This window comes from Stenotrophomonas sp. YJH_SMC_69 (assembly GCF_059370495.1).
Genome location: NZ_JCAFTS010000006.1, coordinates 1 through 15,173 on the forward strand (window position 1 = coordinate 1; position 15,173 = coordinate 15,173).

The following is a 15,173-nucleotide window of genomic DNA, read 5'->3' on the forward strand; positions in this document are numbered from 1 at the left end:
AGATTCCGGCGTGGGCGCCAAGCTACATGGCGATCGTCGAGATCCAGGCTTACACGGCGGCCCACGCCGGCTCTCGACACCTACGCTGCCAGATTCCGATCAGATAAGGCTTGGCAGCCGCATCCATGCGGCTGACACCCCCGCCCAGCCCACCCACCCGGCCTCTGACAGTTTTCTGCGGCCGCCACCGCAGGAAGAAAAAAGAAGATCAAAAGCAACAGCAACAGCAACAGCCGCGTGCTGATGGTTGGGGTCGGATCCGTTTTCCGCAGGAAAACGGATCCGACCCCTTCTTGTTTTCCGATACACCTCATCCACGCATGGCGTGAAGAACCAACCGTCACCGGAAATCTGTCGGGGGTGGGGCGGTGTGGGTGGGCAGGACCGTTGGCGCCATGGATGGCGCCATCGAGCCCCCATGGATGGGTTCACGGCGTGTCCTGCCCACCCACACCGCCTCGCCCAGCCAGCAGTAACCCAGAGCCGCTTTGGCTTCTGCACTTGCACTTGCACTTGCTTGAAAAAAGCGGTGCAGCCGCAGGCTGCAAAACACCCTCAATCCTGATCGTGCGCGCGCGCGGCCTCGGCCTGCGTCTCCTCCTGTGCCGCCATCTCGCGTGCGATCCACGCATCGATCATGTGCCGCTGGCGCTGCGCCTGCCGCCGCTCACGCGTGTACTCCTGGTCGAGCACGCGGTACAGCGACACCATCACCAGCACCATCAGCAGCGCGAATGGCAACGCCGCAATCGTGATCATGCCCTGCAGTGCATCCAGGCCACCGGCCAGCAGCAAGGCCGCTGCGATCAACGCCACCGCAATGCCCCAGGCCAGCTTGCGCTTCAACGGAGGATCGCCTGCTTCGTCAGTGGACATGCTGGCCAGCACCAGTACCGCCGAGTCGGCCGAGGTCACGAAGAAGATCATCAGCAGTACCAGTGCGATGCACGACAGCAGCAGCGGCAGCGGCATGCTGTCGAACAGCGTGAACAGCACGGTCTCGTAGCCATTGCCCAGCGCCTGCACCAGGTCGGCATGGCCGAAGATCTGTGCCCACAGCGCGGTGCCGCCGAATACGGCGAACCAGAAGAAGCCCAGCAGCGTCGGCGCGAGCACTACGCCGATCACGAACTCGCGCACGCTGCGGCCGCGCGAGATGCGTGCGATGAACGACCCCACGAACGGTGCCCACGAGATCCACCAGGCCCAGTAGAAGATTGTCCAGTCCGCCACCCAGGTGCTGCCGGAGAACGGTGACATGCGCAGGCTCATCGTCACCAGCTGGTTGAGGTAGGAGCCCAGCGTGGTGGTGAAGGTATCGAAGATGAAGCCGGTCGGCCCCAGCACCAGCAGGATGGCGGCCAGCAGGGCAGCCAACGCCAGGTTGAAATTGGACAGCCACTTCACACCTCGCTCCACGCCACTGGCGGTGGACGCCATATACAGCACGAAGGCGACGGCAATGATGGTCATCTGCACTGCGACGGTAGCCTGCACGCCGAACACGCGCTCGATGCCGGCGGCGATCTGGATGGTGCCGAAGCCCAGCGTAGTCGCGACACCGATCGCGGTGGCGACCACTGCAGCGATGTTGACCACCCTACCGATCCAGCCGCGATGGTGGCGGCCGATGATCGGCTGCAGCATGTCGCTGACCAGGCCGCGGCCGTTGCGGTTGAACTGGAACCAGGCCATTGCCAGCCCGATCAGCGCATAGATGGCCCACGGGTGCAGGCCCCAGTGGAAGAATGCATAGCGCATCGAGGCGCGTGCCGCATCCAGGCTCTGCGGAGCAAGCCCTTCCGGTGGCTTGCTGAAGTGCGAAATGGGCTCGGCGGCGCCCCAGAACACCAGGCCGATGCCCATGCCGGCGGCGAACAGCATCGACATCCAGCTGGCTCGCGAGAACTCGGGCTCGGCGTCTTCGCCACCGATGCGCAGGTTGCCGAAGCGACCGAAAGCCAGGTACATCAGGAACACCAGGGCCAGGAATACCACCAGCAGGTACAGCCAGCCGACGCTGCGGATGACTTCTGCCAGCATCGACTGCACCACGGCATTGAAGGGGCCTGGTGCAATACCGGCAAGCAGCACCAGCAGCAGAACCAGTGCGATGGAAACGCGAAACACCATGAAGGAGCTTCTCCGATCAAGGGATTGAGGGGAGCGAGCAGAGCTTGCAGCGAAGGACCGGCGGCATGCAGCGCGAACCGGGCAGGGGCCGCGTCGGCGGCGAAGGACGCATCGGTCGCTGGAGGGCGACGGACGTGCACGTTACTGAACGCGACGTCATGGTTCTGTTAACGAACAGCGATCCGGATCAGATCCGCTTTCCACAGGAAAGCGGAACTGACCGCGGGGGCAACTCCCGGAGCGGGCGCTCTATGCTCTAATGCACGCCAAGAAGCGGGGGTACCGCGGCCATGTGGCCACGGTTGAGACAGTCCCTTGGAACCTGATCCGGCTCATACCGGCGTAGGGAAGCTTTGCAGTGCAGCCGTGCCCGGACACCGCCCAAGGACCGTCCGTGCGCGGTCGCAGTGCGCCGCCGCTTCGTCCCTGACCTTCCTGGACGATGCCCGATGAACGCACAGCTCTCCGCCCTGCAGCAACAGGCCCAGCAACTCTCCGAATCCGTGACCCGGCCCATTCCCGGCTCGCGCAAGATCCACGTACCCGGTTCGCGTCCGGATCTGCAGGTGCCGATGCGCGAGATCGCGTTGACCCGCACGCCGACGCTGTTCGGCGGCGAGGAGAATGCACCGGTCACGGTCTACGATACGTCGGGCCCGTACACCGATCCGGACGCGCGTATCGATCTGTCCGCGGGCCTGCCGGCGCTGCGTCGTGGCTGGGTGGAGGAGCGCGGCGATACCGAACAGCTCGACGGCCTGAGTTCGTCGTTTGGCCGCGATCGCGAGCACGACCCGAAGCTCGATGCTGTGCGCTTCCCCACACGCAGCCTGCCGCGCCGTGCACGTGCAGGCGCGAACGTCACCCAGATGCACTATGCGCGCCGCGGCATCATCACGCCGGAAATGGAATTCGTCGCCATCCGCGAAAACCAGCGGCTGGACGCGATCCGCGACGCCGGCCTGCTGCAGCAGCACCCGGGCGAGGCGTTCGGCGCCTCGATCCAGAAGATCATCACGCCGGAGTTCGTGCGCGATGAAATCGCCCGTGGCCGTGCGGTGCTGCCCAACAACATCAACCACCCGGAAAGCGAGCCGATGATCATCGGCCGCAACTTCCTGACCAAGATCAACGCCAACATCGGCAACAGCGCGGTGTCCTCGGGCATTGCCGAAGAGGTGGAGAAACTGGTGTGGGCGATCCGCTGGGGTGGTGACACCGTGATGGACCTGTCCACCGGCAAGCACATCCACGAAACCCGCGAGTGGATCATCCGCAATTCGCCGGTGGCGATCGGTACCGTGCCGATCTACCAGGCGCTGGAGAAGGTCGACGGCCGCGCCGAAGCGCTCACCTGGGAGATCTTCCGCGACACGCTGATCGAGCAGGCCGAGCAGGGCGTGGACTACTTCACCATCCACGCCGGCGTGCTGCTGCGCTACGTGCCGCTCACCGCCAAGCGCGTGACCGGGATCGTCAGCCGTGGTGGTTCGATCATGGCCAAGTGGTGCCTGGCGCACCACAGGGAGAATTTCCTCTACACGCACTTCGAAGACATCTGCGAGATCATGAAGGCCTATGACGTGACCTTCTCGCTGGGTGACGGCCTGCGCCCGGGCTGCATCGCCGATGCCAACGACGCGGCCCAGTTCGGTGAGCTGGAGACGCTGGGTGAGCTGACCAAGATCGCCTGGAAGCATGATGTGCAGACCATGATCGAAGGCCCCGGCCACGTGCCGATGCAGCTGATCAAGGAGAACATGGACAAGCAGCTGCGTGAATGCGGCGAAGCGCCGTTCTACACGCTGGGGCCGCTGACCACCGACATCGCGCCGGGCTACGACCACATCACCAGCGCGATCGGTGCGGCGATGATCGGTTGGTTCGGCACGGCGATGCTCTGCTACGTGACGCCGAAGGAACACCTCGGCCTGCCCAATCGCCAGGACGTGCGTGACGGCATCATGGCCTACCGCATCGCCGCGCATGCGGCCGACCTGGCCAAGGGCCATCCGGGCGCGCAGGTACGCGACAACGCACTGAGCAAGGCGCGCTTCGAGTTCCGCTGGGAAGACCAGTTCCACCTTGGCCTGGATCCGGAGAAGGCCAGGGAGTTCCATGACGAAACGCTGCCGAAGGATGCGCACAAGCTGTCGCACTTCTGCTCGATGTGCGGCCCGCACTTCTGTTCGATGAAGATCACCCAGGATGTGCGTGACTACGCCGAGGCCGGCATGAAGGAGAAGTCGGAGGAGTTCCGCGCCGCGGGTGCCGAGGTCTACCACCAGGGGTGATGCGCAGACGGTGGTGCCGGCCCGCGGCCGGCACTACCGCTCATCACGCCGCTCCCGGCTATCCTCCGCCCATCATCCCGGGGAAAGGACACCATGCCTGTTGCCATGACCACCCGTTGGCTGGCCATTGCCCGCCGGCATCCTTCGGCCTGGTTGCTGGGCGCGCAGCTGCTGGCGGTGCTGCTGTATCCCGCGCTGGATGACACCGCCGCCGGCCGCGCGGCACTGGGCATGTTCGGCATGGCGGTACTCGGCCTGGCGCTGTGGGTGGTCCAGCGCAGCCCGCTGGGCACCTGGCTGGCGCTGTTGCTGGCCATTCCCTCGGTGGTGTTCTCGTTGGCAGGTGCATTGCTCGAGCGCACCGCATTGCTGACCACCGCGCAGGTGCTGGAGAGCCTGCTGTACTTCTACACGGCTGGCGCCCTGATTGCCTACATGCTCCAGGACCACAAGGTCACCCGCGACGAACTGTTCGCAGCTGGCGCAACCTTCACCCTGCTGGCGTGGGCGTTCGCCTTCGCGTTCGCGGTGTGCCAGCAGTGGTATCCGGGCAGTTTCCAAGGCACCGGCGGGCAGGCGCAGCGCAGTTGGATGGAGCTGCTTTATCTCAGCTTCAGCTTGCTGTCTGGAGTCGGCTTGAGTGATGTCGTGCCGCTTCATCCACAGGCACGAGCACTGGTCATGCTGGAGCAGTTTTCCGGCGTGATGTACGTGGCTTTGGTGGTTTCGCGGCTGGTCGGATTGACCATGCTGCGGCGCATGTGAAAATGAACGCCAGATAAAAATTTCGCGCCCAAGAGGGCGCGAATGATGTCGCGAATTATGTGAATGCGTCGGCGAGAGAGAGCCTGATGTCGACCACGCGATAGGCGAGGTAACTTGCATAGGCTAGTATTCGCGCGCTCGATTGTTTTTGCGGTATGCGCCGATGCTTTGTGCGGAGTCTGGCTTTTCGCTGTTCCCAGGACGGGACCGTAACGAAGGCAAACACTGCCCGGGACCTGTCTCTACTGTGTAGCAGAAAATGAACAGCAGCGAAATACAGCCACCCGTGTCCGATCGGATACGGATAGGAGAGTGCATCGTCACTCTGTCCTCGCGCGAAGTCGAGGTCGTCGGTGCGCGTCGTCCGCGCCGGCTGACGCCGAAGGCGCTGGGCGTGCTGCGCGTGCTGCTGCGGCAGCCGGGCCGTGTGGTCACCCGCGACGAGTTGTTCGCCGAGGTGTGGCCGGACACGCTGCCGACCAACGATGTGCTGACCCAGGCCGTTACCCAGCTGCGCAAGGCGTTCAGCAACGACGACGACAGCGGCCAGGCCTACATCGAGACCATTGCCAAGACCGGCTATCGGCTTCTGGTACCGGTACAGGCGCTGGACGATGCGGAGCCGTCGGCTGCGGGCTTGCCTGACGACGAAGGTGTGGACGTGCAGCCCGCACTCGCCGCCGCTGCGGTGCTGCCCGCGCGCGCGCAGGAATCGCGCCGCCGCTGGCGCCATGTCCGCCGCCGCGTGCTGCTGGCGCTGGGCGTGTTGATGCTGGCCACGCTGCTGGTGATGACCACGCTGCTGCTGCGCCGCGCACCGGCCAGCAGTTCGCCGGTGGAGGCCGCCGTGGAGAACGGCACGCGGGTGATCGGCAGCCCCCAGCGTCCCTATCGGTTGATCACCGCAACCAGCGGCTTTGAAACCTATCCCACGCTGTCACCGGATGGTTCGCTGGTGGCCTATGAAGGCGCCAACGAAGATGGCAACGGCGGTGGTGCGATCAAGGTACAGACCTCCGGCAACGCGCCGGCGCGCCAGTTGCTGGCGCCGCCGGCCGGTGCCGTCGATCGATTCCCGAACTGGTCGCCGGATGGTCGCGAAATTGCCTTCGCACGGTTCTCCGCCGACGGTGGCTGCCAGGTGCTGATCGCCAGCGCAACCGGTGGCGCCCTGCGCCAGGCCACGCGCTGCGATGGCACCGAGCTGCTCAGCTTCGACTGGACGCCCGATGGTCGCGGCCTGGTGTTCGGCAGCATGGTCGGGCGCTACGCGCACCGTGGCATCCGCGTGCTGGACCTGGCCAGTGGTCAGTGGCGCGCGCTGGCGTACAGCGTCGACCAGGACGACTTCGACTACGCACCGCGCTACTCGCCCGATGGGCAATGGCTGGTGTTCGTGCGCAATCCGCAGCTGGGCGATCTGTGGCGGGTGCCGGCCGCGGGCGGTAAGCCCGAGCAGCTGACCAACGAGGCGGCAGAGCTGCGCGGATGGGCCTGGCTGGACGATGGCCGCACCATCGTGTTCGGTCGCCGCGTCGACAGCGAGGCGCGGCTCTATTATCTGGACGTCGAGCGGCACACGCTGCGCGATGCCGGCCTGGATGATGCGCAGTGGCCCGCCGTGTCGCGACGTGGCGGGATGCTGGCCTTCGTCCACCGGCGCGCGCAGTTCGGCGTGTTCAAGGTGCCGGTGCAGGGCAGCGGCGCGCCCGAACGCCTGTTTGCATCCAGTGGCCGCGATGGGCAGCCGATGGCAGCGCCGGATGGCCGCCAGCTGGTCTTCACCTCGGATCGCTCCGGCAGCTTCGCCCTGTGGTGGGCGGACATGCAGCGGCCGGATTCGCTGCGCCCCATTGAAGGGCTGCGGCCGGAAGCGCGGCAGGCACCGGACTGGTCGGCCGACAGCCGCCAGCTGCTCGTGGTCGGCCGCGACGCGCATGGGCGCACGGTGGTCTACGAGATCGCGCCACGCGATGAACGCCTGCAACCTTTGCCGGTCCCGGCCGAACAGCCGCTGCAGGCCCTGTATGGCGCGTCGCCGGAGCAGTTGTTTGTGGTCGAGCGCGATGCCGACCAGCGCACCCGGTTGAGTCTGTTCGACCGCAGCACCCAGCCCTGGCGCCGGTTGGCCAGCATCGAAGGGGTGTCGCAGGCGCGCTTCGACCGCAGCAGTGGCCGCGTGTTGTTCACCCGCCTGGCCGCAGGTGGCCTGTGGTCGGCCGACGCCGCGTTGTCGTCGGGCAGCGTGCAGCAGATCAGCGATGACCGGCCCAGCCGCTGGCGATACCGGGCCTGGACCGTGGCCGGCAACACTGGCGTCGGTTACCTCGGCACTTCGAGCACGTGTGGCACCACCTTCGTGCGCATCCTGCCCGGCCGCGCGGAGCCGGAACGCTGCCTGGATGCGGAACGGCTCAGCGCCGGCAACGGACTCAGCGCCAGCGCTGACGGGCGTGACCTGTTCGTGGCGATGGCGGTCAGCGATGGTGCCGACATCGGTGTGATGCGGTTGCCCGAACGCCCCCCCGCGCTGTTTCCGGCGTTCTCCAAGTTATTGTTTTTCAGTGGAAATGGGCCTTCGTAATTTCTTCGTCTGGATCTCGTCGCGAATTCGTGGCGATCTCGTCGGACTTTCCTGACGCGGTGCCGCCTGATTAGGCAAAACGGAGTCCTGTACTAGGCAAATCCGTGGTGCCCCCATGCGTCAACTCTCGCTGGCCGATCGCGGCCAAACCGTCTCCCTGGACCGGTCGCTCGACGATGTCACGCCGACCTGCCTGGGCGTGGCCCGGCTGGGCAGCCTGCAGACCGCCGGCTCCAGCTTCACTGTCTGGATGCAGGTGCGTGGCAGTTCGTGGGTGGAGGCCAAGGAAGGACGATTCCGCCTGCGCCAGGGCGAGTGGATCGCCTTCGAGAAGGAATCGCGGCCGTTGGTGCAGGCCGGTCGCAACGGGTTGTGCGTTGGCCTGAACCTGAACGTTGAAGCGCTTCGCGTGCTGACCGAGATGGCCGACTGTGGCCTGTATGCCGGTCGTGGCCGCATGAACCGCAGTGACGCCCGCGTTGCGCTGCGCTTGTGGCGCGATGCGCTGGCCAGCGGCCAGCCGGCCCAGGCCTTGCGTCCGCTGCTGCTGCACCTTGCTGGCCTGCAGCGTGGCCTGGCCGACAACGTGCAGCGCTGCCCAGGCCGCTCGCGCAGCCGCAAGCGCCAGGTGTTCGGCCGCATGCAGCGTGCGCGCCTCTATCTGGAAGGCAACAGCCACCGGGTGGTGCGCATCGGCGAACTGGCCGAACTGACCAACTTCTCCAGCTGGTACCTCTCCAAGACCTTCCAGAGCCTGTACGAGGAAAGCCCGCAGTCGCTTTCGGCACGACTGCGCCTCGAACGCGCCGCTGATCTGCTGCGCGACACCGACATGATGGTGGGCGAGGTCGCCGCCGCCAGCGGCTTCGACAACTGCTGCAGCTTCGCGCGTGCGTTCCGCGCCCGCTACGGCCAGTCCGCATCGCGCTTCAGGGAGAACGGCGGCTTGCTCCCGCCACAATCCGCAAAGTCTCCGGTTGGTTCGCGCAAATACAGCGCTGCAACGCAATCGTAACGTGCTGGGGTGTTTTAACACGCTGCTAACACGTACCTTGGAGAGATAGATGAACGTTCGTAATCCCGCAGTGCGGTTCGGCTTGCTGCCGGCCGGCATTGCGCTGGCGCTGGCGCCGGCCTTTGCTTCGGCTCAGGAAGCAAAGGGCACCACCGACCTGGACCGCATTTCGGTCACCGGCTCGCGCATCCGCGGCGCCTCGGTGGAGACCCAGCAGCCGATCCTGACGATGACCCGCGAATCCCTGGAAAAGCAGGGCTTCTCGAGCGTCGCCGACGTGCTGAACAACCTGACCTCGGCCGGTTCCCCGGCCATTTCGCGTTCGGAGTCGCTGGCTTCGGGCGAGAACGTGGGCGGCTACTACGTCGACATCCGCAACCTGGGCGCCGAGCGCACCCTGGTGCTGATGAACGGCAAGCGCCTGGGCGCTTCGACCTCGGGTCTGCAGGACCTGAGCCAGATCCCGATGTCGGCCGTTGAGCGCATCGAGATCCTGAAGGACGGCGCCTCGTCGATCTACGGTTCCGACGCCATTGCCGGCGTGGTCAACGTGATCACCCGCAAGAACTTCGACGGCGGCGAAGCCAATGTCTACGTCGGCCAGTACGGCAAGGGCGACGGCGACAGCGAAACCTATTCGATGACCCTCGGTGCCCGCGGTGAGCGCGGCAGCCTGACCCTGTCGGCCGAGTACTCGAAGCAGGATCCGGTGTGGGCCAAGGACCGCTGGTACAGCCGTGACGGCTCGCTGGGTCCGAACTCCACCTCGGCTGATTGGAGCCCGATCAGCCAGAACGGCAGCTGGTGCAACCCGAAGCTGTACGACTGCAGCAAGTCGAGCGCGGTGTGGCAGACCCTGAACCCGGGTGGCAATCCGAAGAACCCGAACGACTACCACGCGATCACCGAAGACGAGTTCGCCAACTCGAACGAGCAGATGACCCTGCTGACCGGTGTGAAGCGCAAGTCGGTCTACATCAACGGCACCTACGACTTCACCGATTCGATCAGCCTGAACACCGACGTGCTCTACAACGAGCGCCAGACGTTCCAGCAGATCGCCGGCTATCCGTACCAGTCCGCTTCCAAGTCGATCAACACCCCGCTGTCGGCAGACAGCGCCTTCAACCCGGTTGGCCAGGACGTCAGCTTCCGCCGCCGCCTGTGGGAAGTGCCGCGTACCACTGACAGCCAGCTGAAGACCCTGCGCTTCGCTCCGACCCTGACCGGCTTCTTCGAGCTGGGTGGCAAGACCTTCGACTGGGATGTCGGCGCGCTGTGGAACCGCAACGAGTCGATCAAGAGCAACCGCGGTGACATGAGCCTGATCGGCGCGCGTCAGGCGCTGGGCCCGTCGTTCATCGATGCCGGCGGCGTTGCCCGCTGCGGCACCGCCGCCAACCCGATCCTGGGCGATTGCCGTCCGTGGAACCCGCTGCTGCCGTACGGCGTTGAGGGTCAGGGCTCGCTGGCGAACCAGGAGCTGCAGGACTTCCTGTTCCCGACCTTCACCACCCGTGGCGTCACCAAGACCACCAGCTTCACCGCCAACCTGTCGGGCGCCATCGTGACCCTGCCGGCCGGCGACCTGGGCTTCGCCCTGGGTGTCGAGCACCGCAAGGAAGAAGGCAGCTACGTGCCGGACGCCTTCGCACAGTCGGGCCAGTCCACCGGCCTGGGCCAGAAGCCGACCCGCGGCCAGTACGATCTGAACGAGGTCTACCTCGAACTGAACGTGCCGCTGCTGGCCGACATGGCCTTCGCCAAGGAACTGACCCTGAACGTTGCCAGCCGTTATTCGGACTACAGCAACTTCGGTGGCACCACCAACAGCAAGTTCGGCCTGACCTGGCGTCCGCTGGATGAACTGCTGGTCCGCGGCACCTACGCCGAGGGCTTCCGCGCTCCGACCATCAGCGACCTGTACGGTGGCCTGAGCTCGAGCTTCGAGTCCTACATCGATCCGTGCGGCGTGAAGGCTCCGGGCAGCGTTGCAGGCAATGCCGCGTGCTCCGGCGCAGGCGTGCCGGCCAACTACGTGCAGCTGGGCCAGGCAGGCAAGGAATGTTCGACCCTGCCGTGCCAGTCGGGTGACCAGTTCATCTCGGGTGCCAATCCGAACCTGAAGCCGGAAACCTCCAAGAGCACCACCTTCGGCCTGGTGTGGAGCCCGCGTTGGGTGCAGGGCCTGGACGTGTCGCTGGATTGGTACAAGTACGAAATCAGCGACATGATCATCGCTGACAGCGTCGACCGCATCCTGCGTGACTGCTACGTGCTGGGTAACGCTTCGCGCTGCTCGAGCGTGACCCGTGCGGCTGACGGCCACGTCAGTGCGATCACCTACGGCACCGCCAACCTCGGCAAGATGGAAACCCAGGGCTACGATCTGGGCATCAAGTACCGCCTGCCGGAACTGGCCATTGGTCAGTTCAGCATCGACTGGCAGACCAGCTACACCGCCAAGTACGACGAGCAGCGCCAGAACAGCGCGGGCGACAACATCATGGTCGGCCGCGTCAGCGAGCCGGGCCTGTTCCGCGTGCGTTCGAACCTGGGCGTCAACTGGCAGTACGGCGATTTCGGTGTGAACTACACCGCGCGCTACTACTCGGGCATGAAGGAAAGCTGCATCTCGCTGGCTGACGGCTGGTGCGATGCTCCGAACCACATGGCCAACGGTGAGACCGATCCGCTGCGTCACACCGGTTCCAACACCTTCCACGACCTGCAGGTCAGCTGGAAGGCGCCGTGGGATGCGACCATCGCCCTGGGCGCGAACAATGTGTTCGACCACAAGGGTGCCCTGCAGTACTCGGCTCCGAACTCGGCGTTCGCCTACTACGGCGGCTTCGACGTGGGTCGCTTCCTGTACATGAAGTACACCCAGCGCTTCTGATTCATCGAAGTGCGGTAGCAACAGAAGGAGGGCGGACCGCAAGGTCCGCCCTTTTTCTTGTAGGGGAATTCCGGAAATTGTTGGAAGGTGAGCGCAGTCACGGTCCCGTCGTGTCGTAATCAACACAGTCAGGAGGTCCACTACCGGACGCTTGCATGTGGAGAGGGATATGAAGAACACGTTGCTGCGGCAGGCATCCGCCGCTGCATTGATCTACGCAACGCTGGTGGGCGCAGTGTTCGCGCAGGGCCTCGGGGTCTGCGGCGGTGGGCTCTACTGTGAGGAGTTCCGCCAGCAGTGCCTGGCCAGTGGCAAGTCACCGGTCATCTGCGAGTCGCAGTACCGTCGCTGCGTGCAGGACGCCTGCGGTACCGGCTGACATGGAAAGGGCGCACCTTGTGGGTGCGCCCTCTGTCATCCGGACATCATGCAACGCGCTCAGGCGTCGCTGGGCACCAGTCCCATCAGCGCATTGGCGTGTTCGCGCCATTGCGGCAGTTTGTTCAGCACGCCTGCGCGCTGCAGGTAGTCCTCGTCCACCGGATCGCCATTGACCAGCGCTAGGGCCACGTGCACCGCACCGGTCACCCAGAAGCTGCGGGTGTTGGCGCGCTGCGGCTGCAGGTGGAAGGCCACCGCTTCGATGATCGGCATCGGCAGGCCCCACAGGCCCAGCAGGTAGGCGCCGGCCTCGGCATGGCCAGGGCGGGTGTCGCCGGCCAGCGAGGGCTCGCTGCGCTCGTTGCGCACACCCGGCAGCAGCAGGCCGATGTCGGCCAGCAGCGCGGCAGTCGCTCCCAGTTCGGCACTGGATTCGGGCAGCAGGCGTGCGGCGAGCCGCGAGGCCAGCAGTGCGCGCTGTTGCAGCGAGTTGCGCTCGGCGGCCGACAGCGTCGGTGCGGAGAACACTTCGCTGGCCAGCACCAGGTCACGCAGCGTGGCCAGGCCCAGCCGGGTCACGGCGGTGCGCAGGTCGGCAATGGTGCGGCCCTGGCTGAAGAAGGCGGAGTTCGACAGTTGCAGCACCTTGGCGGCGATCGCCGGATCGGCGGCGACCAGCTTGGCGACATCGGCACTGTCGGCGTCGTCGTCATGTTCCAGGGCCTGGGTCAGGCTCAGGTACAGGTGCGGCGGCGAGGGCAGTTTCTCGATACGGCCGATGGCATCGCGCAGGCGCGGGCTGTCCAGCACTTCGCGCAGTTCTTCCAGGCTGGTCAGTGCCTCCAGCAGCACTTCCGGCGCCAGCGGCAGCGGCAGGAAGCGGTGGGCGACACCAATGAGGCGCGCCGGCGGCGGCCGGTTGCCATGCTGCGCATCGACCAGCGCGATGCGGATGGTCTCCGGGCGCAAGGTCCGGATCTGCCCCAGCAGCGTGGTGGCATTGAGATCCGGCAATTGCGGGCAGACGATCACCGCGTCCACGCCCTGCGTGGCCACCGCGGTCATCGCGGCCTGGCCATCGGTGGCGGTCAACGGCTGCCAGTCTTCCCCAAGATCGGCAATGAATTCGGTCAGCTCGGCCGGCAGGCTGGCTGCATCCCCAACAAGCAGAATACGCACGACACATTCCCCTGGCTGTCTCGACGATGGATGTCGATGACGTGTGAAGTGACGCAATTTACCTAATACGGCAGCAAGAGTGATGTGCCGTCGTCATGAAACGTGACCCGCATCGCTCCGGCAGGGTACCGCCGGAGCGATCCGGTTCAGGCTCAGGCCTTGCTGTCGAGATGGCGCTGGTGCGCCTCGATCAGGATCTGCTTGGCCTCAGCGGCGCCGCCCCAACCGTCCAGCTTGACCCACTTGCCCTTCTCCAGGTCCTTGTAGTGCTCGAAGAAGTGGCCGATGCGCTCCAGCCAGTGGCTCGAGACCTGGGCGATGTCTTCGACGTGGGCGTAGCCGCTGAAGATCTTCGAGACCGGCACGGCCAGGATCTTCTCGTCGCTGCCCGCCTCATCGCTCATCTTCAGCACGCCGACCGGACGGCAGCGCACGACCGAGCCCGGCACCAGCGGCAGCGGCAGCACCACCAGCACGTCGGCCGGATCGCCGTCGCCACACAGCGTGCTCGGCACGTAGCCGTAGTTGCACGGGTAGCGCATCGGGGTGGAGAGGATGCGGTCGACGAAGATCGCGCCGGTTTCCTTGTCCACTTCGTACTTCACCGGCTCCGAGTCCTTCGGGATCTCGATGATGACGTTGATTTCTTCCGGCGGGTTCTTGCCGGGCGAGACGAGTTCCAGACCCATGGTGTGCTCCAGGTGGGGGGGATATAGACGGATAGCTCACCATTTTATGCCTTTGCCGGGCGCTGTGCAGCGGGCGGGTGGCCGACCTGCCGACGCGGCAAGGCCTGACGGGGGGCGCCGCCCTTGGCCGATGGGCCAGGAGGGTCTGCCGGCGCAGGCTGGACGCTCATTCCCGAGGAGTTCCGCCGATGTCCTGGTATGCCCGATGCATGGGGGTCGTGCTGTTGCTGGCGTCCCTGCCTGTCTCCGCCCGCGGTCTGCACGTGGACCTGATCGATTACCCCCGGCCCGAGGCCAACTGGGAGCGCGCCTACGGGCTGCAGGCCGCCCTGGCAAGGGAGTTCGAACGGCTCTGTGCCGATACCTGGTGCGAAGGTGAGTACAGCAACTACCGGGTGATGGAGGTCCGCTGCGCGGTGCTGGCCCATCGCGGAACGGTGCAGCGCTGTGCCTGGGTGGTGGTGGCCAGCGAGCTGGCCGTGCAGGCCGATACCGGGGAGGTGCAGGTCGACAATGGCCGCTGGGTCTGTCCGTTGGAGTTGGGGCCAGGGGTACCTGTTGACGCCTTCCATGCTTCACTGGAAGCACCAGATGGCCTGGCGGCGAACCTGCCTGGACTTGACCATGGCCTGTTCGATGCGCTGCCGGACTGCCTCCGGAAGACCGGGAGGGCGGGGTGATGCGCGTCTTCCCGGCACGATGGCTGGTCTGCGCGCTGCTTATGGCAGCCAACGCCCAGGCGACCCCTCAATTTGTTGATGCCCGTGACTACCCGAATCCGGCAACCGGGCGCGAGCGCTTCCTGGCGGCCGAACGTCTGTTGGTGCGCGGCTTTGACGATATCTGTGGGGATACCTTCTGCGAAGGGCAGTATTACAACCTGCGGGCGATGCGCTTGCGTTGCTCAGTGCAGCGGGCCACCGGTGTTGTGACCCGTTGTGTCTGGACGTTCGCCGGGAGCTACACCTGGGTCCAGAAGACCGGGCAGATCGATGTTGACCAGGGACGCTATGCCTGCATGCTGCCACTGGCGGCGGGAACCCGCCTGGACGAGCTGCTGGCAGCGTGGGAGCGCGCCGGCCATGAAGCCCTGCATGCCACCCTGCCCGGAACCAGCACCCACGTTTACGAGGGGCTGACTGATTGCCTGTGACCATTTCGACAATGCAAACGTGACTGATTCGCATTTGAGGAGTAGCATGCGCGGCGCCTCCCGTCTGTCGTCCCGGCTCCG

Annotated in this window: 11 protein-coding genes and 1 riboswitch; of the genes, 8 read left to right on the top strand and 3 right to left on the bottom strand. The window is 65.5% G+C overall.

Features of this window, described 5'->3' with window-relative positions; all coding sequences use genetic code 11:
• Positions 1–555 precede the first annotated feature (555 nt).
• Positions 556–2,133, bottom strand: a complete 1,578-nt coding sequence (locus AC5P8F_RS11905; protein ID WP_111202772.1) for a BCCT family transporter — start codon at positions 2,131–2,133, stop codon at positions 556–558.
• Positions 2,134–2,398: 265 nt separating this feature from the next.
• A riboswitch (TPP riboswitch) is annotated at positions 2,399–2,500 on the top strand.
• A gap of 82 nt (positions 2,501–2,582) precedes the next feature.
• Between AC5P8F_RS11905 and thiC the strand changes: the two genes are divergently transcribed.
• The 6 genes from thiC to AC5P8F_RS11935 all read left to right on the top strand — a co-directional run bounded on the left by thiC (position 2,583) and on the right by AC5P8F_RS11935 (position 12,069).
• Positions 2,583–4,427: a phosphomethylpyrimidine synthase ThiC gene (gene thiC / locus AC5P8F_RS11910; RefSeq protein ID WP_032955989.1), complete on the top strand. Its 1,845-nt coding sequence runs from the start codon at positions 2,583–2,585 to the stop codon at positions 4,425–4,427.
• 93 nt (positions 4,428–4,520) lie between these two features.
• Positions 4,521–5,192, top strand: coding sequence for an ion channel (locus AC5P8F_RS11915; RefSeq protein ID WP_014648329.1), 672 nt, complete (start codon positions 4,521–4,523; stop codon positions 5,190–5,192).
• Between the two features lie 259 nt (positions 5,193–5,451).
• Entirely contained in the window at positions 5,452–7,776 is a 2,325-nt protein-coding gene (locus tag AC5P8F_RS11920; RefSeq protein WP_046432401.1) for a winged helix-turn-helix domain-containing protein, read from the top strand.
• A gap of 115 nt (positions 7,777–7,891) precedes the next feature.
• Positions 7,892–8,791 (top strand): helix-turn-helix transcriptional regulator, encoded by a 900-nt coding sequence (locus AC5P8F_RS11925; protein WP_032955994.1) that lies wholly within the window; start codon positions 7,892–7,894, stop codon positions 8,789–8,791.
• Positions 8,792–8,840: 49 nt separating this feature from the next.
• The gene (locus AC5P8F_RS11930) at positions 8,841–11,690 is read left to right on the top strand and encodes a TonB-dependent receptor plug domain-containing protein (protein ID WP_014648326.1); all 2,850 of its coding nucleotides are present in this window, start codon (positions 8,841–8,843) and stop codon (positions 11,688–11,690) included.
• Between the two features lie 169 nt (positions 11,691–11,859).
• Positions 11,860–12,069, top strand: coding sequence for a hypothetical protein (locus AC5P8F_RS11935; RefSeq protein ID WP_495228237.1), 210 nt, complete (start codon positions 11,860–11,862; stop codon positions 12,067–12,069).
• Positions 12,070–12,128: 59 nt separating this feature from the next.
• On the opposite strand, the gene AC5P8F_RS11940 is transcribed toward AC5P8F_RS11935, so the two are convergent.
• Together AC5P8F_RS11940 and ppa are read right to left on the bottom strand one after the other, a co-directional pair.
• Positions 12,129–13,250, bottom strand: a complete 1,122-nt coding sequence (locus tag AC5P8F_RS11940) for an HDOD domain-containing protein (RefSeq protein ID WP_014038392.1) — start codon at positions 13,248–13,250, stop codon at positions 12,129–12,131.
• A 152-nt stretch (positions 13,251–13,402) separates the two neighbouring features.
• Positions 13,403–13,939 carry an inorganic diphosphatase gene (gene ppa, locus AC5P8F_RS11945; protein WP_005410935.1) on the bottom strand — a complete coding sequence of 179 codons (537 nt, stop codon included), beginning with the start codon at positions 13,937–13,939 and terminating at the stop codon, positions 13,403–13,405.
• A gap of 209 nt (positions 13,940–14,148) precedes the next feature.
• Between ppa and AC5P8F_RS11950 the strand changes: the two genes are divergently transcribed.
• Positions 14,149–14,619, top strand: a complete 471-nt coding sequence (locus tag AC5P8F_RS11950; protein WP_495228238.1) for a hypothetical protein — start codon at positions 14,149–14,151, stop codon at positions 14,617–14,619.
• On the top strand, positions 14,619–15,092 hold the full coding sequence (locus tag AC5P8F_RS11955) for a hypothetical protein (protein WP_197606361.1): 474 nt from the start codon (positions 14,619–14,621) through the stop codon (positions 15,090–15,092). The genes AC5P8F_RS11950 and AC5P8F_RS11955 overlap by 1 nt, the downstream gene beginning before the upstream one ends.
• Positions 15,093–15,173: the final 81 nt, after the last annotated feature.